Origin of the sequence: Neobacillus niacini (assembly GCF_048572935.1) — a bacterium.
In the GTDB taxonomy this organism is placed as follows: Bacteria; Bacillota; Bacilli; order Bacillales; family Cytobacillaceae; genus Neobacillus; species Neobacillus niacini.
Window position 1 is genome coordinate 2,208,809 of the sequence record NZ_CP183883.1, and the last position, 20,275, is coordinate 2,229,083.

General features: G+C 38.0%; 19 protein-coding genes and 1 other annotated feature. Of the genes, 15 read left to right on the forward strand and 4 right to left on the reverse strand.

Annotation, left to right across the window (positions count from 1 at the left end; all coding sequences use genetic code 11):
* Positions 1–15: 15 nt before the first annotated feature.
* Entirely contained in the window at positions 16–1,071 is a 1,056-nt protein-coding gene (locus ACN6MT_RS10410; protein WP_419955813.1) for a lactonase family protein, read from the reverse strand.
* Positions 1,072–1,204: 133 nt separating this feature from the next.
* Between ACN6MT_RS10410 and ACN6MT_RS10415 the strand changes: the two genes are divergently transcribed.
* Together ACN6MT_RS10415 and ACN6MT_RS10420 are read left to right on the forward strand one after the other, a co-directional pair.
* The gene (locus tag ACN6MT_RS10415) at positions 1,205–1,918 is read left to right on the forward strand and encodes a DsbA family protein (protein ID WP_419955814.1); all 714 of its coding nucleotides are present in this window, start codon (positions 1,205–1,207) and stop codon (positions 1,916–1,918) included.
* Complete coding sequence (locus tag ACN6MT_RS10420; protein WP_419955815.1) at positions 1,911–2,318, forward strand: disulfide oxidoreductase; 408 nt, start codon at positions 1,911–1,913, stop codon at positions 2,316–2,318. The genes ACN6MT_RS10415 and ACN6MT_RS10420 overlap by 8 nt, the downstream gene beginning before the upstream one ends.
* A gap of 42 nt (positions 2,319–2,360) precedes the next feature.
* On the opposite strand, the gene ACN6MT_RS10425 is transcribed toward ACN6MT_RS10420, so the two are convergent.
* A complete protein-coding gene (locus ACN6MT_RS10425) occupies positions 2,361–2,807 on the reverse strand; it encodes a Dps family protein (RefSeq protein ID WP_419955816.1) in 447 nt (148 codons plus the stop codon).
* Positions 2,808–3,164: 357 nt separating this feature from the next.
* Between ACN6MT_RS10425 and ACN6MT_RS10430 the strand changes: the two genes are divergently transcribed.
* From ACN6MT_RS10430 to ACN6MT_RS10440, 3 genes are all read left to right on the forward strand, one after another.
* Positions 3,165–3,758 carry a cell wall hydrolase gene (locus tag ACN6MT_RS10430; protein ID WP_063254092.1) on the forward strand — a complete coding sequence of 198 codons (594 nt, stop codon included), beginning with the start codon at positions 3,165–3,167 and terminating at the stop codon, positions 3,756–3,758.
* A 175-nt stretch (positions 3,759–3,933) separates the two neighbouring features.
* Positions 3,934–4,791: an MBL fold metallo-hydrolase gene (locus ACN6MT_RS10435; protein ID WP_419955817.1), complete on the forward strand. Its 858-nt coding sequence runs from the start codon at positions 3,934–3,936 to the stop codon at positions 4,789–4,791.
* Positions 4,792–4,958: 167 nt separating this feature from the next.
* Positions 4,959–6,098 (forward strand): HAD family hydrolase, encoded by a 1,140-nt coding sequence (locus tag ACN6MT_RS10440; protein ID WP_419955818.1) that lies wholly within the window; start codon positions 4,959–4,961, stop codon positions 6,096–6,098.
* Between the two features lie 336 nt (positions 6,099–6,434).
* On the opposite strand, the gene serA is transcribed toward ACN6MT_RS10440, so the two are convergent.
* Positions 6,435–8,069 carry a phosphoglycerate dehydrogenase gene (gene serA, locus ACN6MT_RS10445; protein ID WP_419955819.1) on the reverse strand — a complete coding sequence of 545 codons (1,635 nt, stop codon included), beginning with the start codon at positions 8,067–8,069 and terminating at the stop codon, positions 6,435–6,437.
* Positions 8,070–8,146: 77 nt separating this feature from the next.
* Positions 8,147–8,356: a binding site (T-box leader), on the reverse strand.
* A 255-nt stretch (positions 8,357–8,611) separates the two neighbouring features.
* On the opposite strand from serA, the gene ACN6MT_RS10450 reads away from it, so the two are divergent.
* Together ACN6MT_RS10450 and thrB are read left to right on the forward strand one after the other, a co-directional pair.
* Positions 8,612–9,907 (forward strand): homoserine dehydrogenase, encoded by a 1,296-nt coding sequence (locus tag ACN6MT_RS10450; RefSeq protein ID WP_419955820.1) that lies wholly within the window; start codon positions 8,612–8,614, stop codon positions 9,905–9,907.
* A gap of 30 nt (positions 9,908–9,937) precedes the next feature.
* Positions 9,938–10,861: a homoserine kinase gene (thrB, locus tag ACN6MT_RS10455; protein WP_063254098.1), complete on the forward strand. Its 924-nt coding sequence runs from the start codon at positions 9,938–9,940 to the stop codon at positions 10,859–10,861.
* 39 nt (positions 10,862–10,900) lie between these two features.
* Here the strand turns inward: thrB and ACN6MT_RS10460 are convergent, their stop codons facing one another.
* Complete coding sequence (locus ACN6MT_RS10460; RefSeq protein WP_419955821.1) at positions 10,901–11,044, reverse strand: hypothetical protein; 144 nt, start codon at positions 11,042–11,044, stop codon at positions 10,901–10,903.
* A 144-nt stretch (positions 11,045–11,188) separates the two neighbouring features.
* Between ACN6MT_RS10460 and ACN6MT_RS10465 the strand changes: the two genes are divergently transcribed.
* The 8 genes from ACN6MT_RS10465 to ACN6MT_RS10500 all read left to right on the forward strand — a co-directional run bounded on the left by ACN6MT_RS10465 (position 11,189) and on the right by ACN6MT_RS10500 (position 20,274).
* Positions 11,189–11,938, forward strand: a complete 750-nt coding sequence (locus tag ACN6MT_RS10465; RefSeq protein WP_419955822.1) for a glucose 1-dehydrogenase — start codon at positions 11,189–11,191, stop codon at positions 11,936–11,938.
* A 97-nt stretch (positions 11,939–12,035) separates the two neighbouring features.
* Positions 12,036–15,287: a BTAD domain-containing putative transcriptional regulator gene (locus ACN6MT_RS10470; protein WP_419955823.1), complete on the forward strand. Its 3,252-nt coding sequence runs from the start codon at positions 12,036–12,038 to the stop codon at positions 15,285–15,287.
* A gap of 185 nt (positions 15,288–15,472) precedes the next feature.
* Entirely contained in the window at positions 15,473–16,654 is a 1,182-nt protein-coding gene (locus tag ACN6MT_RS10475; RefSeq protein WP_419956419.1) for a substrate-binding domain-containing protein, read from the forward strand.
* Positions 16,655–16,742: 88 nt separating this feature from the next.
* The gene (locus ACN6MT_RS10480; RefSeq protein ID WP_063254102.1) at positions 16,743–17,516 is read left to right on the forward strand and encodes an ABC transporter ATP-binding protein; all 774 of its coding nucleotides are present in this window, start codon (positions 16,743–16,745) and stop codon (positions 17,514–17,516) included.
* Positions 17,494–18,201, forward strand: coding sequence for an ABC transporter ATP-binding protein (locus ACN6MT_RS10485; RefSeq protein ID WP_063254104.1), 708 nt, complete (start codon positions 17,494–17,496; stop codon positions 18,199–18,201). Before ACN6MT_RS10480 ends, ACN6MT_RS10485 begins: the two co-directional genes overlap by 23 nt.
* 18 nt (positions 18,202–18,219) lie before the next feature.
* Positions 18,220–19,080 carry a branched-chain amino acid ABC transporter permease gene (locus tag ACN6MT_RS10490; RefSeq protein WP_419955824.1) on the forward strand — a complete coding sequence of 287 codons (861 nt, stop codon included), beginning with the start codon at positions 18,220–18,222 and terminating at the stop codon, positions 19,078–19,080.
* A 4-nt stretch (positions 19,081–19,084) separates the two neighbouring features.
* Positions 19,085–20,083: a branched-chain amino acid ABC transporter permease gene (locus tag ACN6MT_RS10495; protein ID WP_419955825.1), complete on the forward strand. Its 999-nt coding sequence runs from the start codon at positions 19,085–19,087 to the stop codon at positions 20,081–20,083.
* Between the two features lie 11 nt (positions 20,084–20,094).
* On the forward strand, positions 20,095–20,274 hold the full coding sequence (locus ACN6MT_RS10500) for a hypothetical protein (protein ID WP_419955826.1): 180 nt from the start codon (positions 20,095–20,097) through the stop codon (positions 20,272–20,274).
* The last annotated feature ends 1 nt before the right edge of the window (position 20,275 follow it).

The window sequence follows — 20,275 nt, forward strand, 5'->3', positions numbered from 1 at the left end:
CTTCACACATTAAGTTTATTTTCCTAAAAACTTAACACAAACCGGGTGTGGTACCTTAATATCAGATTGTAAAAGAGTTAATTTTCCGCTATTTTCATCCCTTGCAAATAGAGTCAAGTTACTAGATTCCTGATTGGATGCAAGAATATACTTACCGCTAGGATCAATGGCAAAATCTCTTGGCCAATCTCCTTCAGTAGAGGTATGTTCCACGAAACTTAGTTCACCAGTTTCTTCAACATGAAAGACAGCAATACTATTGTGACCGCGATTTCCTGCATATACAAAGCGTCCGTCTGCTGAAATATGGATAGCACTTCCTTGATTGTTTTCTTTAAACTCTGAAGGAAGAGTAGAAATATATTGTAACTCAGTAAAATGACCATTTTCCGGATGATAGCGCAGAACAATTATCTCTGAACTAAATTCAGTCATTAGATACGCAAGTATTCCATTAGGATGAAAAGTTAGGTGCCGAGGACCGCTGCCAGCTTTTAAAGGCAAAAGATGAGCTTTTGTAAGTTTTCCATCTGGACTTACTTCGTAAGTAGTAAGAGAATCTGTTCCTAAATCGACTGCCGCAAGATACTTTTCGTCTGGTGTCAATCCGGTATAGTGCACATGCGGTTTTTCCTGCCTAGGGTCAGGTCCAGAACCCTCATGTTGGATAATGGAAGAGGCAGACTGAATCGAGCCGGTTTCCGAGTTAATTAAAAAGGCCTCGACTGTCCCTTTATGATAATTGCCGCTAAATACAAATTGGTTCTTACTATCAATACTTACATGGCAAGGAGGAGAACCCTCTGATAATTGATTATTTATAGGAGCAAGTTCTCCATTGTCAGTAATAGAATAGGAAGCTAGGCCGCCAGAATTACCCTCTTTCCCTACAGCATATAAATACTTTTGATCATTTGATAGGGTCAGGTAGGTTGGATTCTCTATGTAAGCCACAGCTTTAATATCTGTTATTTTTTTTTCGGAACGATTTAATGTAAAACTGTAAACTCCTTCGCTTTCTCCTTTGGTATATGTACCAATATAGCCAAGTTGTAGATTAGGTGTTGTCATTTAAAAAACTCCTTTTAAAAGATTATTACTTTATTTTACCCTTAGCGAAGTACTTAGTCTAATATGTGGAATTTTTATTGAAGTCACTATATAGTTATTAACAGAAAGTAATTATTTAATAAGGAGTTCAATTATGGCGCAGAAGAAAAAGAAAGTTAACAAACCACCAAAATCTTCATCATCAAAATTTGTTTTTTGGATTATTGGATTAATCGCAATAGCTATTATTGGATTTATCTTTCTAGCCAACAACGACAAATCAGATGATTCAGCTAAAGAAGAGATTGATTATTCCAATCAGCCTTTTCTAGGGGAAGAATCAGCCCCTGTTTCAATTGTAGAATTTGGCGATTATAAGTGTCCAAATTGCAAAAACTTTACTGACAACGTAGTACCGCTAATAGTAAAAGAATTTGTTGACACAGGCAGGGCTAAATTTTATTATTTCCATTATCCATTTATTAATGTTGATTCAGACCGGACCGCTAAATTTTCCGAGGCAGTCTATCATGAGTTAGGCAACGAAAAGTTTTGGGAATTTCATGAACTTATTTACGATAAGCAGCCAGAAGATACACGATACGAAAAGATTGATGTTTTCACCGAGGAATTTTTAACCAAAACTTTAGAAGAAATGGCTACTGAGGAAGAGGTTAAGAAGGTAGTTGCTTATTTTGATACAAAAGCTCCGGAAGACGCTTGGAAGAGTGACGAGGCTCTCGGAGGGAAATTAGGGGTTAGTGGAACACCGACCATTTTTGTTAATGGGAAGCGTTTTGATGGAACAACGATGGACGATTTAAACAAATTAGTTGAGGAAGCGGCGAAGGAGAAAGGGAATGAATAAACCTTTACTGCTTGCATGGGTTACAGCACTTATTGCGACCATTGGAAGTTTGTATTTTAGTGAAGTTCTCCACTATATTCCTTGTACACTTTGTTGGTATCAGCGAATTTTTATGTATCCATTAGCAATCGTACTGGGGATTGCTTTTTACCGGAATGATAACGATATTGTGAAATACACATTACCATTGTCGATTATTGGACTGCTCATTTCTGGCTACCATACGGCTCTGCAAAAGATTCCTTATTTGCAGCAATTTGAAATGTGTAAAAGTGGTGTGCCTTGCTCAAAAGATTATATTAACTGGCTTGGATTTATCACCATTCCAATCTTGGCGTTTACCGCCTTCACGATTATTACCATCTGCTTCGTTTTCATTGCTCGAAATAAAAACAAATAAGACTCAGCATTTGCTGAGTCTTATTTGTTTATTTCCTTTAACTTAAATCGATTTGCCAAGGAATGCTGTTAACATCCATACATGTTTTTCTAAACCAGAATGAATGGCAAGGAGCATATCACCTGTGGTTTCATCATCCTTATCTCCGGCAATGCTCATACCTTCTTTTAATTCACCAATTATAATTGAAAAATCATTTATAATGGTTTGAACCATTTCCTCAGCAGTTTCGCTTCCATTTGCTTCTTGAACCGATGAAAGTTCTAGACACTCTTTCATCGTTGCAACTGGATTCCCTCCTATTGCAAGTAATCGTTCTGCTAATTCATCTACATGCAATCCGGCTTCGTTATAGAATTCCTCAAATTTAGCGTGCAGGGTAAAAAACTGACCACCCTTTACGTACCAATGGTAGTTATGTAATTTGATATACAATACTGACCAGTTTGCAATTTGTTTGTTAAGTATGCTGACTAACTGATTTTCCATTATGAACCCTCCATCATTTTGTCTTCTATTATATTATTACCAAAGATTTAGGGAGAAACCTGTGAAAAATCAAGGGATATTTTGTCAATTTGGTGAAAGGTATCATTGTTACATTGGTATTTAATGAAATAAGCCTGAAATAGAATGTAATAATTTTTCCTTAGTTATCCATTAGTGGGGAAAAGAAGGAAATAATAACAAAATGGTTAATTATTCCATTTAATAGATAAATGCTTTCATAGCAGGAGCGATTTATGCGATTCTTGCACTGGTTATTTTTGGCTAATGAATAAGTATGTTACAACTGATAGCCTTATTAGTAGAGAAAACAACGAGAATACTAGGAGGCTATAAAACATGAATAAATTAAAAAAACTTGTTATTGCAGCGGGATTAATCTTTTCAATGTCAGCATTTACTGGTGTAACCAAATCGGAAGCAGCAACAACGCACAAAATTCAATATGGTGAGACATATTGGAAAATTGCTAAAGGATTTGGTATTCCGGTTAATAGCTTAATGAGTGCGAACAATAGTAAGCCACTTATTGCAGGACAATATATGACTCTGCCAAACTCTCCAATTTCAGCGGCAGATGAAGAATTAATGGCAAAACTAGTTCGTGCAGAAGCTGTTGGTGAGCCATATGCCGGAAAGGTAGCTGTTGCAACTGTTATTCTAAACCGAGTGAAAAGTCCAGACTTCCCTAATACAGTTCGTGGAGTCATTTATCAAATTTCAAATGGACACTATGCATTCACTCCAGTTCAAAACGGTCAAATTAATCAGCCAGCTGACTTAGCGTCCAAAAGGGCAGTGAATGAAGCAATTGCTTTGATGGGTAAAGGAAATGGTTCTTTATTTTTCTACAATCCAAAAACAGCCGTTAGTGATTGGATCTTTTCACGTGAAGTAACCGTGACAATTGGAAATCATCGTTTTGCACGATAATCAGGGGACGCTTGGAGACATATCCAGGCGTTTTTTTATGTTATTGATCGGAACAACAATCTCAAGTATATAGTTAACCAATCCATTTTAAATAAACCTACATCATAGGATAGTAAGGATAAGCGCAAAATAGCTTTGTCAGCCAAATTACTAATATAAAGAAAGAGGTTTAAGAATGGATCAAGAGATTTCTTATGGCAGTGATTATAAATTTATCCCCGCAACTTCAATAGCAAGTGGTATTGGCATAGAGGTCCTGCCCGATTTATATAGCCACACAATCCAAATTGTAAATATCTGTTTAGTCGGAAATCCAGAAACAAAGAATTTTGTTTTAGTTGACGCTGGAATGCCTGAATCAGCTAACGAGATTATTTCTGTAACGGAAGATCGTTTCGGTGCTAATAGCCGGCCGCAAGCCATTATTTTAACACATGGTCATTTTGATCATGTAGGAGCCATTATTGAATTAGTCAAGCATTGGAATGTCCCTGTATATGCACATGAGTTAGAATTTCCTTTTTTGACTGGAAAAATAAGTTATCCAGAGCCAGACCCTACTGTAGAAGGCGGTTTGGTTGCTAAAATGTCGCCGATGTTTCCCAATGAACCAATTAATTTAGGGAATCATATTCAAAGCCTTCCTTCTGATGGAAGTGTGCCGCACTTGTCGGGATACCGCTGGATACATACTCCGGGACATAGTCCCGGACATGTGTCACTATTTAGGGATCAAGATCGTTCTCTGATAGCGGGAGATGCATTTATTACAGTTAAACAAGATTCACTCTATAAGGTTCTTACACAAGAAATGGAAGTAAATGGACCACCAAGATATCTTACAACCGATTGGCAAGCTGCTTGGGAATCGGTTAGAAAATTGGAGGCGCTGCAGCCAACCACGGCTGTAACTGGCCATGGAATGCCATTGTCAGGTGAAATGCTGGCTAATGGTCTGAAAAAGTTAGTTAATGACTTTGAGCAAATTGCTATTCCAGACTACGGTAAGTACGTTAATAAAAATAAACATTAGATAGGTTGTATAGCTTCAGAAAGCCGATTATCAGATGGAGATAATCGGCTTTAACTGTTACTTTCTATATAAAGAAATTAATTCGTTTTTTAGAATCCTCTTTAAAAACAACTCTTTACTGTGTTACGATAACGAAATAAAGTGGACTGGAAAAGAGGGTGGGTTAAGTGATAAAAACAATTTTATTTGACGTTGATGGAGTCTTATTAAGTGAAGAGCATTATTTTGACGCCTCTGCATTAACCGTATGGGAATTGTTAATAAGTAATAATTATTTGGCATTGGCACCTGAGAAATTTAAAACAGATTATAGTGAAGCAGAGATTAAGAGTATTCGGGAGACTGTATTCGGAAAGCATGATGAAGTTCTAAAGCTCATGAAGTCAAGGGGGCTCAATGCGAATTGGGATATGATTTATTTGTCTTTTGGTCATCAACTAATCCATCTCTTATCTCAAATAAAGGAAAAAGAAAATAGCAGCATCAACAACTGGCTGCAGGAACCCATTACAAGAGAAGTGCTGCTTGATATAGGCAGGGTATTACGTAATTATTCAGTTAATCAGGATTTCAATCTATTTGTATCTGATTTTGAAGAATCAAAGGAAACAAAGCAAGAATTGTTCAATTATCTTAATCAATTAGCGGAAGAGAAACTCGGGGTTCAAACAGAAATCTTTAGTGGAATCAATGCACTTTGGTCAGTATGTGAGCATGTCAGTCAAGAATGGTATGTTGGCGATGAGAATGTAGAAAAATCCACTGGTAAACCTTCTGTTCAATTAGGAAAGAAAGGCTTTTTAGCGAATGAAACCACATTGGCTGCTAAAACAGAGATAGAAGCACTCTTTTCATTCCTAAAAGATTCTGGAGTAAAAATAGGAATTGGAACGGGGAGACCAGAGCTTGAAACCATTCAACCCTTTCACCACTTAAACTGGCTAAAACATTTTGATATCAATCATATTGTCACTGCAGATGATGTGCTCAAAGCAGAAAAGGGATTAAACGAAAGACTATCACTCTCAAAACCAGATCCATTTACGTACATTATGGGGCTAAAAGGAAGAAATACTTCAGTAGAGGATTGTTTGAGTACTACTTTGCCAATATCAAATGGAGAAGAGGTATTAGTTGTCGGGGATTCACTGGCGGACTTGCTGGCTGCACAAAAAATGGAATGTCAATTTGCTGCAGTGTTAACTGGATTATCAGGAAAAGACGCGAGAAGTGACTTTGAAAAGCACGCTGCAGACTATATTCTCGATACAGTGCTTGATGTGAGAGAAATAATCGAGAAAAACTAAGAGGGATTGCCGAGCAATCCCTCTTAGTTCGTGTCTGATGGTTGATCTGATTGCAACTGAAAAGTAAACGAAACTTATTTTTAGCTCAAGCGAGAGAGATTAGCCCCAATTCGTTACCTTTTACCCGCCTTTCCAGTTAGAAAGGGCATGAATAGCCTCTATTCGTTACCGTATATCCGTATTTCCAGATACACGGGCATGAATAGCCCCAATTCGTTACCTTTTACCCGCCTTTCTAGTTAGAACGGGCACAAATAGCTCGTAGAATAAATCTCCAGAATTAACCATCAAATATTAAAGACCAAATCCATAACAGATTTGGCCAGCATCACTTAGTTATTTAACTTTTTCAAGCTCCTGCTTTCCTGGATAAAAGGAATCTACATTCGCTAACTCCAGTGATTGAGCTTCGTTTAAACCATTAATAAGTGTAAGGGCTTTAATAACCTCGGGAGTAATCTGCTTATCAAGTGTTAAGACCATGATTGCTTCTCCGCCAACAGCTGTTCTGCCTACTTGCATCGTTCCGATATTAATTTGATAATCCCCAAGAAGAGATCCAACCTTACCAATCATACCAGGCACGTCCTGATGTTTTACAAGTAAGAGATGGCTTTCAGGACGTACATCAATACGATAATCGTTGATTTTCACGATTCTTGCACCATAGCCGTTTAAGACTGTCGCTCCAATTTTAGCTGTTTCAGAGCCTTTTGTAATTGATAGCTCCATATAATTGGCGAAACCTTTATTCGAGGCATTTTTTTGCACATTATAGGAAACACCTTGCTCCTTTAATAGATGAAGAGCATTAATCAAATTAACTGAGTCACTTAAATGATAGGAGAGAATTCCTTTAATCATTGTTCTAGTTAATAGTTCAGTATCTTCTTCAATTAAATCTCCATAATAATTAATTTCAATTTTAGAAGGAGCATGCTTTAATAGTTGAACCACCAGCTGTCCCACTTGTTCTCCAAGCAGTAAGTATGGCTGCATTTTTTGCTGCGTTTCACCTGACATCTGCGGCATATTCACCGCATTGCGGATGGATTGTGTTTCAAGAATTTCAATAATTTCTTCACTGACCTCTTGAGCTACTTTCTCTTGTGCTTCTACAGTGGAAGCTCCTAAATGCGGGGTAACAATAATATTTGGATTATCCAGCAAGGCTGGGTCGGCAACTGGTTCCTTTTCAAAAACATCGAGTGCTGCACCTGCAACGTGGCCAGCTTGAATCGCTCTTACCAACGCCTTTTCATCGATAATTCCGCCCCGAGCGACGTTAATAAATCGTACTCCCTTTTTTGTCTTGCTTAAGTATTCGTCGTTGACTAAACCTTTTGTATCATTTGTAAGTGGTGTATGAATGGTTATGAAATCCGACTCGCGCGCGATTAAATCGAGACTTGCCTTTTTCATTCCAAGTTTCTCAGCTCTTTCCTCTGTTAAATAGGGGTCATATCCCAAGATATTCATTCCAAAGCTCTTAGCACGCTTTGCGACTTCGGTTCCGATTTTACCCATACCAATGACACCAAGTGTTTTTTTGTATAATTCTACTCCCTTGAAAGAATTTCGGTCCCATTCTCCGCCAACCGTTTTTCTGTGGGCTTGCGGAATCATTCTTGCCATAGAGAGCATCATCGCTAAAGTATGTTCTGTAGCGGCAATCGTGTTCGCACCAGGGGCATTTATGACGATAATTCCTTTACCTGTAGCAGCATTCACATCGATATTATCTACACCAACACCGGCTCTAGCAATTACCTTAAGCCTGTCAGCATATTGAAGCAGTTCTGCCGTAACTTTCGTTTGACTGCGGACAATTAAAGCCTCGTAATCTCCAATAATATCCTTTAGCTCTTCAAACTTTAAAGTAGGCTGGCGCTCTACAATAAAATTAGGGTGGTCAAACAAACTTTTTAAACCAGAATCACTAATACCATCGGTTACTAGTACCTTAAACATTTTTTACTCATCCTCTCGTATTTCTAATTTTTTAGTAAAATAAAAAATCCCCCATAACAGGACAGATTTGTCTTGTTATGAGGGACGTGATCAACGTGGTGCCACCCTCTTTTGCTGCAAATCGTTATGCAGCCTCCATAGGTTAACGGGGAATCCCGGGCATTCCTACTAAAATTTCAGTCTGCCAGTTCAGAAGGGCTGGGCAAGTTTAAGAAATTGCACCGGTTCACAGCTGCCACCGGCTCTCTGAAGCATTCTCTTAATGCCGTCTTCATCATTACATTTAATTTAGATTACCTGAATTTAAAGAATATTCTACATGGATATCTTTACGATTGTAAAGGGTAAAATAAATAATTTTTTGAGTATTCAAATTTAAAAATTTTTTAAAAAAAGGAAGGCCAATACTAGCATGGAGGTAAGCGATTACATTGAATTTTTAAAAAAATTAGTCTATTGTAAATATATTAAGAGAATAATATAATGTCTACTATATAAAGACAATTGTGCGTATGCGATAGACAGATCAGGAGGGACTATTTATGAAAGCAATCCAAATTGGGTTACTCGGTTTAGGAACAGTTGGTTCAGGGGTTGTAAAAATTATCAAAAATCACCAAGATAAATTAATGCACCAGGTTGGTTGTCCTGTTGTCATCAAAAAAATCCTGGTCCAAAATATACATAAAGAAAGACCGGCTGAAGTGGATCCAGCGCTGTTAACATCTACCCCATCTGATATCCTGCATGATCCTGAGATAGATGTTGTGATTGAAGTAATGGGCGGAGTCAACGAAACAAAGGATTATTTGCTTGGTGCACTCCGTAAAGGGAAGCATGTTGTAACAGCAAACAAAGATTTAATGGCTCTTCATGGATCAGAATTGTTGTCTGTTGCTTCTGAAAATGGCTGTGATTTATTTTATGAAGCCAGTGTAGCTGGTGGTATTCCAATCTTAAGAGGTTTAGTTGATGGTCTAGCTTCTGATCGTATTACCCAAATGATGGGGATTGTAAATGGAACCACTAATTATATTTTAACAAAAATGAGCCAAGATGGTAGTGCATATGAAGATGTTCTTAAAGAAGCCCAAGAGCTTGGGTTCGCGGAGTCCGATCCAACTTCCGATGTAGAAGGATTGGATGCGGCCCGAAAAATGACAATATTAGCCACTTTAGGCTTTTCGATGCATATAGATCTTGATGATGTAAAGGTATCTGGAATATCTACTGTAACAGAAGAAGATCTTCGGTATGGAAAACAGTTAGGCTATACAATGAAACTGTTAGGATACGCTCACCGAGAAGGGGAAAAAGTAGAGGTAAGTGTTCAACCTACCTTCTTGTCCGACAACCATCCATTGGCTTCGGTTCAAAACGAGTATAACGCTGTTTATGTGTATGGCGAGGCTGTTGGTGAAACCATGTTTTATGGACCAGGTGCAGGAAGCCTGCCAACCGCAACGGCAGTGGTCTCAGATTTAGTAGGAGTAATGAAAAATCTACGACTTGGAGTAAATGGACGCAGTGCGGTTACACCACAGTACCCTAAGCGCTTAAAGGATGATAATGAAAAGTACTCTAAATACTTCTTACGAATCCATGTACAGGATGAGGTGGGTGTATTTGCTGAACTTACTTCCATTTTTGCAAAATACGGTGTCAGCTTTGAAAAAATATTACAGCTTCCAGTAAAGAAAAACGAAACTTCTGAAATTGTCTTGGTTACACATAAAGCGTCACTTACAAATTATGATGCCATCCTGTATGAATTAAACGATTTACAAGCGGTAAAAGAAATAAAAAGTGCGTATAGAGTAGTGAGAAAATCATTATGAGATGGCCGGGTTTAAAGGAGTTGTCATACAATGACTCAAAATAATGATAAATTTATTATTACAGTTCCAGCAAGCTCTGCAAATCTTGGCCCTGGCTTTGATTCAATCGGTGTTGCCCTGAATCTATATTTAACTTTAGAAGTAGAGAAAAGTGAAAAATGGGAATGTAATTCCACATCAGAGGAGTTAAAGGATCTCCCGGCAGATGAACAGAATTTTATCTGCCAAATTGCCTTACAAACAGCAGCGAAATATGGCAGAGATTTACACCCGTGTAAAATAAAAGTTGAAAGTGATATTCCGTTGGCACGCGGCCTTGGTTCAAGTGCTTCAGCTATTATTGCAGGCATTGAGCTTGCTGATTATGTTGGTGAGTTAGGGTTAACAAAAGAAGAAAAGTTATTACTCTCCACAGAAATAGAGGGTCATCCAGATAACGTTGGGGCATCATTATATGGAGGCCTTATCATTGGCTGTTATCAGCAAGGCCAGGTGGATGTTCTTCCTATCGCATCTATTTCGTTTGAAATGGTTGCTGTAATTCCGAGAGAAAGCTTATTAACGAAAGATTCCCGTGGTGTCTTACCAACAGAATTTTCGTATTCAAATACTATTCAAGCTTCCTCTACTGCCAATGTTTTAGTTGCAGCACTTCTTAGTCAAAACTGGGAGATGGCAGGTAAAATGATGGAAATGGACCTGTTCCACCAGCCTTATCGGAAACCGTTGATTCCTTTTTACAATGCTGTTGAAGATTTTGCTAAATCTGAGGGTGCATTTGGTGTTGCCTTAAGTGGTGCTGGTCCAACCGTTTTATGTTTTTGTGAAGAAGGAAAAGGACGATTACTGAAGCAATCCATTCAATCAAAGTTTCCTGACATGACAGCTAAACTGCTAAGTATCGACTATACAGGCAGCAACATTACTAAAGTGAATAATTGTGCAACTAATTAGGGCCGAGATAGAATCGGCCCTTTATTTTCGTAATATATACTACCCTTTTACCCCTTGCAGCCACTCCTGATAACATTCATGACAAAGGATCTCATCTCTTTCAGTACTAGAACTAAAAAATGTAACATAACGATGTTGTTTTTCCTCGATTTCATTTACACAATAGAAACATTTGTCCTGCATAATTCCTTCCTCCTTTTCTTAGAGGTTTTCTTATTTTTTCTTGAAATTTATTTTTATTACGTAGAAAAAATCTCCACATTATTTTCAAGTAAACTGGAAAATAAGTTAAACTACAGTTAAAAGTGATTGAAGAGGTGGTTTCTAATGAGTTTTAAAAATAAGGTAGTAATTGTAACTGGTGCAGCAAAAGGGATTGGCCGAGGCATCGCAGCTGCTTATGCTGAAAAAGGGGCAAAGGTTTTGTTGGCAGATGTGGATGAAACTGCTGGAAAACAGTCGGAAGTGGAACTTAAACAAATGGGAACTGAAGTAATTTACGTGAAAACAGACGTTAGGAAAGAAAATGATATTATTCACCTAATGAAAACTGCAAAAAACACATTCGGTGGGTTAGATGTCCTAATTAATAATGCTGGTAAAGGGTTATTTAAATCGTTGTATGATGTGACGGTTGAAGAATGGGATGATATCATCCAAACCAATTTGAGGAGCGTTTTCCTCTGTTCACGGGAGGCAGCGAGGTATATGCGTGAAAATCAAGAGGGGGGAGCCATTGTAAACATTGCTTCGACGCGGGCACTCATGTCTGAACCAAACTCTGAGGGATATGCAGCTACTAAGGGAGGAATTGTTGGTATCACGCATGCTCTAGCCTCATCTCTTAGCGATGATTTAATAACCGTAAATGCGATTTCACCTGGTTGGATTCACACAGGGGACTACTCAGAATTAACAGACATTGATCATAATCAGCATTTTTCTAAACGCGTTGGGAAGCCCGATGATATTGCAAGAGCATGTATGTATTTAACAGCAAGAGAAAATAATTTTGTAACGGGTATTAATCTAGTCGTTGATGGCGGTATGACGAAAAAAATGATTTATGAAGAATAAGATTTCTTAGCTATTAAAAAACCTAGTTCTGCCACGGAGCTTTATTATATGATAAAATAGTGTAAAAATTGGAAATATTAGAAAGGAGGATAAATAAATGAAGCTGCCTATTATTCAAACAAAACTGCGAATCCCTGTTATTAAAGACGAATTTATTAGACGGGCTAAGCTTACTAGGAAAATGAAGAAAATACCTGAGTATCCTTTAACCATTATTCATTCGGGTGCTGGTTTTGGAAAAAGTACGGCATTGGCTTTATTTATGAGGGATGAAAAAATCCCAGGCTGCTGGTACTCCATTTCATCAATGGACGACGACATCCTTCCATTCCTTTCCTATATCATTCATTCGATTAGAGGGGTGGTTCCTGAATTTGGTCAGGAAATTGAAAAGTATATTGAAACAATAGACCGGTACATACGGGAAGAAGATTTGAGTTATCTATGCACCTTGTTTATAAATGAAATCCTTGATGCTAATTCTGATATTACGTTGATTTTGGACGACTATCATCAAATTGAGCATTCCTATACGATTAACAGTTGGATTGAAAAATTACTACAGCATATACCTGCTAATTTACACTTAGTGATTTCAAGCCGCAGCCGACCTGGCTGGAAGCATTTAGCGAAAATGAAAGTTAACGGGCAGCTATTCGAAATGACACGGGAAGATTTAGTTCTCACGCTAGAAGAAACAGAATTATTATTATCAGACCTTTATGGGCTGGAAATTGAGCCTGCTCACTTACAAAATATCTATCAAATAACAGAAGGATGGATTATTGCATCGTGTATGATAGCGCAGCAGATTCCACTTACTGGAGATATCACTGCACACTTTGAACATTCTACCTACTCACTTCAGGACTTATTCGACTACTTAGTAATGGAAGTCTTCTCAAAACAACCGCCAGTCATTCAGCAATTTTTGGAGCAAACTTCAATCCTAGATGTTATGGAAGAAGAGCTTTGCGATGAAGTAATTGGAATTCATGGAGCTTCTAATATGCTCGAGCAATTAAAAGAAAGAAATTTGTTCATCCAGAAGATTGGATTAAAGCATTACCGCTACCATGCACTTTTTAAAGAATTTTTAGAAAACGCTTTCTTAAAAAATAACCCCGCTGCTTACTCTGCCCTCCATGAGAAATGTGCCAGATTCTATGAAAAAAGATTACTATGGGAAGAGGCTCTTTACCACTATAAAAAGATTAGTCATTATAAAGCAATTGCCTCCATTTTACAGGACTATGGTATTACGATGCTTGAGGGCGGGAAGCTAAAAAGCTTGTCTGATCAATTACTGCTGATTCCTTTAAAAGAGTTCGACACCTATTATTTTCTCTGGTTTTTAAAAGCAGAGGTCCTAAGGTACCGCTCCCAATATCAAGAGGCAGAGAAATGCTATGATAAAACCTATTTAGAGGCCGAGAAGAGAAAAGATTTTCTTGGAATGAGTAAGGCATTAGAAGGAAAAGCAAAGATTTATTTAGATACCATTCAGCCTCATCAAGCCGAAAGATTATTATATGATGCTATTGAAGCAAGAGAAAAAAGCAGTAGTCCAGAAGTAGAAAAGGCAAAGCTGTATTATTTACTTTCTGAAAATCTCTTGAATGCTGGAAAATCGACTAACGCTGAAAAATGGCTGCAAAAAGCAATAGAATCTAGTCCCTCCATAGTAGATGGAAATATTGAAGCAAGATTGTATCTAAGAACAGGTCGGTTTGAAGAGGCCAAAAAGGTTCTTTACAATCAAAAAGAAGAATTATCAGGTAAAAGTGGTAACGCTCTTCCGAAGTCACATAGAGAAACCGATTTGTTATTGTCTCTAATTGAATCCTTTACGGGAGAAGGAATGAATGCCAAGGATTTAGCACAGGCAGGCATACAACAAGGTATTAGTTTAAAAGCACCATTTGTGGAGGCCTGCGGCTGGATTCGGATGGGGCATGCGGTCCAAATTCTCAATAAATATGATTCTGATTTAGCCGAAAAGTGCTACCATACGGCTTTGGAAATTATGGATACGCTGAATGTAGAAAGGGGTAAAGCTGAACCATTAATGGGACTTTGTATCCTGTATGGAACTAGGGGAGAATACGAGCGTGCAATAGAGGCAGGGAAAAGAGCATTATTGGAGACTGAAAAAGTACAGGATATCTGGCTTTCCGCACTTATTAGCCTATGTATGGGGATTACATGTATTTATAACGAAAGAGGAAAAAAAGGACTGGATTACTTAGAAAAAACAAGAGCATTATTTTATCAATGCGAGGATACGTTTGGACAAATGTTATCCGGTTTCTGGCTTGCCTATATTTACTTTTTAGAAAAAGATGAAGATTTGTTTAGACACACAATCGATAAGTTTTTATATATGATTCAAACCTATGAATTTGAGTTCTTTTTTCATAAGGTATCAGTATTTGGTCCAAGGGATTTACAGATGATCGTACCTATGTTAATTAAGTGTGCAAAAGGGAATATTCAAAGCTCATATGCTATAAAAATCCTTCAGGATATGGGGATTACTGGGGGATTGGACTCCCATCCTGGATATTCGATCAGAGTTCAAACACTAGGACAATTTAAAGTTTGGCTTGGAGAAAAGGAAGTCGGAGAAAAAGATTGGCAGCGTGAAAAAGGCAAGGAATTGTTTCAGCTCTTTATAACCGTGAACGAACTGATGACGAAAGAAGAGATACTCCAAATTCTTTGGCCGAATCAAGATACAAAAAATGCAGACCGTGATTTTAAAGTTGCATTAAATAGTCTTCATCATGTTCTAGAGCCAATGCGTAAGGCAAGGGCAGCCCCCTTTTTTATTATAAGAGAAGGAATGTTTTATGGATTAAATCCTCATGCGAAAATTGAATTAGATACCATTCAATTTCAAGTATTGATTCAAACAGGGCTAAATGAAGCATCCCAAGAAAAAGGGATTACCCTTTTGGAAAAAGGGTTAAAACTTTATCAAGGGGAATACCTGCCAGACAGAAGATATGATGATTGGTGTATAAGTAAACGTGAGAGTATGCTGGTTTATTTCTTACGAGCTGCTGAAAAAATAGCTCAAATCATGGTCCGGCAAGAAAAATATGACCATGCTATTTATTGGTGTGAAAAAATACTTAAGCGCGACCGCACCTGGGAAGAAGCCTATCGATTGTTAATGTATTGCTATTACCGGAAAAACAACCGTCCACAGGCAATGAAATGGTATCAAAAGTGTAAAGTCGTTCTAGAAGAAGAATTAGGAGTATCTCCTCTTGAACCAACGAAACAAATGCACGATATGATTCTCGAATCAGAAAAATATTTAGATCAAATCGAACAGCCTTAATGAAGGGCTGTTTTTTTCTTGTCTTTCCGTAAGGTCATTTCAGTTTTTCCTTGTAACTTCTCTGTAACTCTACTTTTTTACTATTAACTCAAAGCTTGAATGATTTTATTTTTAAAAAATAAGGGGGAAAAGAAGTGAAGTTATTTCGTGGAAAAGGAGTTTTAGCAGCATTTCTTATTTTTATCATGATTTTTGCTACTGCATGCAGTTCAGACAAAACGGAAGGAGATACAAAGGGGAGTGGAGAAAAGGCTGAGAGTAAGGAGCCGATTAAAATTGGGGTTCTTGCTTCTACAACTGGTGCTTTAGAATCTTACGGGAAGCAAACATTAAGAGGTTTTGAACTTGGACTTGAATATGCAACGGAAGGAACAATGGAGGTTGAAGGTAGAAAGATTGAGTTTGTTGTAGAAGATACAGAAACAAAACCAGAAGTTGCTGTTCAAAAAGCAACCAAGCTTTTGGAAGAAGATAAAGTGGACTTTTTAGTAGGATCATCCAGCTCTGCAGATACATTAGCTGTTTTGCCGCTGGCAGAAGAATATCAAAAGATTATGATTGTAGAACCAGCAGCAGCTGATAGTATTACAGGCTCTGAGTTCAATAAGTATATTTTCCGCTCTGCGCGAAATTCTTCTCAGGACGCAGTAGCGGGTGCCGCAGCAATTGCTGGTAAAGGTGTAAAAATAGCTACCCTGGCTCCGGATTATTCTTTTGGACGTGATGGAGTAGCAGCCTTTAAAGAAGCGGCTGAAAAACTTGGTGCAGATATTGTATTAGAAGAATATGCCGATCCAGCAGCAACTGACTTTACATCCAACATTCAAAAAATTATTGATGCTAAGCCAGATTATTTATTTGTTGTTTGGGCGGGTGCTAATTCTCCTTGGAAACAAATTTCTGATATGAAGGTTCAAGATAAAGGAATCAAAATTTCTACAGGTGCACCTGACATTGCAGCTTTAGCTACAATGGAGCCGCTTGTTGGTATGGAAGGATTTACTGTTTATTATCATGATCTTCCTAAAAATAAAATTAATGATTGGTTAGTAACTGAACATAAGAAGCGTTTTAACGGAGATGTCCCTGACTTATTTACACCAGGTGGTATGAGTGCAGCCATTTCAATCGTGGAAGCGTTAAAGAAAACAAAAGGAGACGCAGATGCCGATAAACTTATAGAGACAATGGAAGGCATGAGCTTTGAAACTCCAAAAGGAAAAATGACCTATCGCAAAGAAGATCATCAGGCCCTTCAAGCACTCTATGCCATTAAACTAGAAAAGAAAGATGGCGTACCATACCCAGTCCCTGTGTTAATGCGAGAATTAACTCCAGAAGAAACCGCACCTCCAGTACGTAATTAAAAAGGTGTTCGTATAAAAATATGAGGGTTCGACCTGATTTTTGGTCACCCTCTTCCTTATTTCTATCTTCTTGATCGGTGGTGAAAGCGTGACAACTTTAATTGAAACAGATAATTTATCGATAACCTTTGGTGGACATACAGCTGTTGATTCTGTCAGCATTTCTGTTCCTGAAAAACACTTTAAATCCATCATTGGTCCAAATGGTGCTGGAAAAACAACATTTTTTAATCTTCTAAGCGGGCAGTTAACACCTACGAATGGAAATATTTATTTTCGTGGAAAGGATATCACGAAACTTTCCTCGACAAAGCGAACGAGAGAAGGTATTGGGCGCTCTTTTCAAATTACAAATGTATTTCCTAATTTAACGGTACTGGAAAATGTAAGGCTGGCAGTTCAGTCCAAAGCCGGCGTTCGCTATCAGATGTTATGGCATTATAAGAAATACCATGAATTTGAACAAAAGGCGCTTGATTGGCTAAGGCTCGTGCTGTTAGACGATAAAGTGGACTCACTGGCGAGCAATTTGGCGCATGGTGAAAAAAGAAAGCTAGAAATGGCTATGCTCCTTGCGCTTGAAACCGAGGTACTATTACTAGATGAACCAACTGCAGGTATGTCTTTAGAAGATGTTCCTGCCATATTAGAAGTGATTAGAAGAATAAAGGAACAAGGGAATCGAACAATCATATTAATTGAGCACAAAATGGATATGATATTAGATTTATCAGACTCTGTAATGGTGCTATTTAACGGCAGACTGTTGGCGGACGGAACACCTGAAGAAATTATGAAAAATGAAACTGTCCAATCTGCCTATTTGGGAGGTATCAGCGATGAGCGAGCTGCTGAAGCTTAATCAGATTGAGACGCATATTGGACAATATCATATTTTACAAGGCGTATCGGTTGAAGTGAAAAAAGGTGAGGTTACGGTTCTTCTTGGTAGAAATGGCGCAGGAAAAACAACAACATTACGGACGATCATGGGGCTAAATCCAGCTTCAAAGGGAAGCATTGTCTATAAAGGTGAAGCCATCCAATCGTTGCCAACGTATACCATCGCCAAAAAGGGAATTGGATATGTTCCAGAAGACCAAGGGATTTTTGCAGGATTGACAGTCGAAGAAAATATGAAAGTAGCCATTCAAAAAGAAAACGAAGAAACCCATAAACGGCTTGACTATATATTAACTCTATTTCCTGATTTAAAAAAGTTCTGGAAAAAGCCTGGGGGCTTACTGAGCGGCGGCCAAAAACAAATGCTTTCAATCGCCAGAGCCTATGTGAATGAAAATGAACTGTTATTAATCGATGAACCTAGTAAAGGATTGGCACCAATAGTTGTTGAGAAGGTAATGGAGTCTATTATGCAAATGAAGGAACAAACCACTATTGTCTTGGTTGAACAAAATTTTTATATGGCTAGCACAATCGGTGATTGTTTTTACATTATTGACGATGGAAGAAGTGTTAGCAATGGTTTAATGAAGCAGTTAAAAGAAGATGAGGAAATGAAACGAAAGTATTTAGGAATTGCTTAGGAAAGGAGGAAAGTTTGAATGGAGCTACTATTCAATTTGACATTAAACGGATTGGCAACAGGCATGCTGATCTTCCTATTGGCTGCAGGCTTAACGCTTATCTTTGGATTGATGGATGTACTTAACTTTGCTCATGGCGGATTGTTTGCCTGGGGTGCCTACAGTGGCATCTGGATATATACTACTACGGGAAGCTTTGTAATCGGTATTATTGGTGCCATTCTAGCAGGTTTTATACTGGGGATGATTACTGAAAAGTGGATTATCAAACCCGTTTATGGAAACCATATTCAGCAAATTTTAATTACGCTTGGCCTCATGTTGGTTTTATCTGAGATGCTTAAAGTAATTTGGGGACCTAACCAATTGACGGCTAATCCTCCAGAGTATTTACAAGGCAGCTGGGAAATTGGCAATATGATTATCATTAAATATCGTGTATTCATTATAGCAGTAGGATTACTGGTTTTTGCTGGTGTGCAATTCTTACTCAAAAAGACAAAAATTGGTTTGGTGGTCCGGGCAGGGGTTATGAATAAGGAAATGGTGCAGGCATTGGGAATAAATATAAAAAAGATATTTATGTTTGTATTTATGATTGGTTCTGGAATGGCCGCACTGGGAGGAGTTCTTTTCGGACCATACTCTGGCGTTATTCATGCTGGAATGGGTATGGAATTTGCGATATTAGCCTTTATCGTCGTTGTTATTGGCGGGATGGGGAATTTCACAGGGTCTGTTATGGCAGCCATTTTAGTTGGACTGTCTGGTTCGTTCATGGCTTATTATGTACCGGAATTATCATTAGCAGTAAATATGCTTTTAATGGCTGTTGTCTTGATTGTAAAGCCACAGGGATTATTTGGCGGGAAGGGGTGAGAGGATGAAATGGATTATTAATAATCGAGTGAATGCTATTTATGTCATCATTGCTGCTTTTCTGTTGCTCTTGCCTTTTGTCTATGAATCTAGAAATATGTTAATCCTGTTGACTCAAATTTTTGTGTTTGCCATCCTAGCGATGAGTTATGACTTATTATTAGGCTTTACCGGAATTGTTTCTTTTGGTCATGCGATGTTTTTTGGTATCGGGGCCTATTCAATTGGGATATTCATGAAGCGTTTTGAACCTACGATGCTTCATTTTCTTTATGCGGTACTTGCAACCATTCTCATTACTGCGATTGTAAGTTTTATTGTAGGTTTGCTTACCCTCCGTTTGAAAAGCCATTTTTACGCGATGTTAACAATGGCGTTAGCAGGATTATTTTTAGTATTAGCGGAAAAATGGAGGACATTAACGTTCGGAAATGATGGGTTTACTTTCCGCGTTCCAGAAATTTTTATTGACCGGACTAACTTTTACATCATTTGTTTACTCTCCATGATAGCTGTATTTATGATCCTAAAACGTTTCACCAACTCCCCGCTTGGGAGAGTCTTGCAGGCAATTCGAGAAAATGAACAACGAACCGAATCACTAGGCTATCAAGTACTACATTATAAGATTGCAGCAAGTGTTGTTGCAGGGGTGTTAGCGGGAATTGCGGGTATCTTTTATGCAATGTCACTCCGATATGTGAATACGAGTGTATTCACAATGGATATCACCTTAGATGCTTTATTAATGACCATTATCGGTGGTGTAGGGACCTTAGTTGGCGCTATTATTGGTGCAGGTTTAATCGAATTTGCTCATGATGGGTTAACTGAACTGGCAAAAGAGCACTGGATTTTTGAACGTTGGATTATATTCTTTGGCATTATTTATATTCTAGTTGTCATTTTCTTCCCTCTTGGTATCGTGGGGACACTAAAAAAATTCACCTGGAAACGAAAAAAACAGGAATCTGCTAAGAATAAAGAAAATTTAGCAGGGTAGGGGGAGGCTAAATGGAGTCTTTACAAATTGCATCCTTTGTCGTTCGTTTTCAATTAGCTGCAGTGGAAAAAGAGACGGGCAGAAAACAATGGAGAATTAAAGTTACCCATGTTCAAGAAGATCGGGAAACATTATTTGAGACAATTGAAGAAGCTACTGCATTTATGAAGTCAATGGTAGAAGACTCATAGT

What these genes read in the sequence shown, in the direction of transcription:
- ACN6MT_RS10465 (WP_419955822.1), top strand. Translation starts at nt 11,189, where the DNA reads ATGAGTTTTAAAAATAAGGTAGTAATTGTAACTGGTGCAGCAAAAGGG.
- ACN6MT_RS10490 (WP_419955824.1), top strand. Translation starts at nt 18,220, where the DNA reads ATGGAGCTACTATTCAATTTGACATTAAACGGATTGGCAACAGGCATG.
- ACN6MT_RS10425 (WP_419955816.1), bottom strand. Translation starts at nt 2,807, where the DNA reads ATGGAAAATCAGTTAGTCAGCATACTTAACAAACAAATTGCAAACTGG.
- ACN6MT_RS10500 (WP_419955826.1), top strand. Translation starts at nt 20,095, where the DNA reads ATGGAGTCTTTACAAATTGCATCCTTTGTCGTTCGTTTTCAATTAGCT.
- thrB (WP_063254098.1), top strand. Translation starts at nt 9,938, where the DNA reads ATGACTCAAAATAATGATAAATTTATTATTACAGTTCCAGCAAGCTCT.
- ACN6MT_RS10470 (WP_419955823.1), top strand. Translation starts at nt 12,036, where the DNA reads ATGAAGCTGCCTATTATTCAAACAAAACTGCGAATCCCTGTTATTAAA.
- ACN6MT_RS10430 (WP_063254092.1), top strand. Translation starts at nt 3,165, where the DNA reads ATGAATAAATTAAAAAAACTTGTTATTGCAGCGGGATTAATCTTTTCA.
- serA (WP_419955819.1), bottom strand. Translation starts at nt 8,069, where the DNA reads ATGTTTAAGGTACTAGTAACCGATGGTATTAGTGATTCTGGTTTAAAA.
- ACN6MT_RS10420 (WP_419955815.1), top strand. Translation starts at nt 1,911, where the DNA reads ATGAATAAACCTTTACTGCTTGCATGGGTTACAGCACTTATTGCGACC.
- ACN6MT_RS10460 (WP_419955821.1), bottom strand. Translation starts at nt 11,044, where the DNA reads ATGCAGGACAAATGTTTCTATTGTGTAAATGAAATCGAGGAAAAACAA.
- ACN6MT_RS10410 (WP_419955813.1), bottom strand. Translation starts at nt 1,071, where the DNA reads ATGACAACACCTAATCTACAACTTGGCTATATTGGTACATATACCAAA.
- ACN6MT_RS10435 (WP_419955817.1), top strand. Translation starts at nt 3,934, where the DNA reads ATGGATCAAGAGATTTCTTATGGCAGTGATTATAAATTTATCCCCGCA.
- ACN6MT_RS10475 (WP_419956419.1), top strand. Translation starts at nt 15,473, where the DNA reads ATGATTTTTGCTACTGCATGCAGTTCAGACAAAACGGAAGGAGATACA.
- ACN6MT_RS10495 (WP_419955825.1), top strand. Translation starts at nt 19,085, where the DNA reads ATGAAATGGATTATTAATAATCGAGTGAATGCTATTTATGTCATCATT.
- ACN6MT_RS10415 (WP_419955814.1), top strand. Translation starts at nt 1,205, where the DNA reads ATGGCGCAGAAGAAAAAGAAAGTTAACAAACCACCAAAATCTTCATCA.
- ACN6MT_RS10485 (WP_063254104.1), top strand. Translation starts at nt 17,494, where the DNA reads ATGAGCGAGCTGCTGAAGCTTAATCAGATTGAGACGCATATTGGACAA.
- ACN6MT_RS10450 (WP_419955820.1), top strand. Translation starts at nt 8,612, where the DNA reads ATGAAAGCAATCCAAATTGGGTTACTCGGTTTAGGAACAGTTGGTTCA.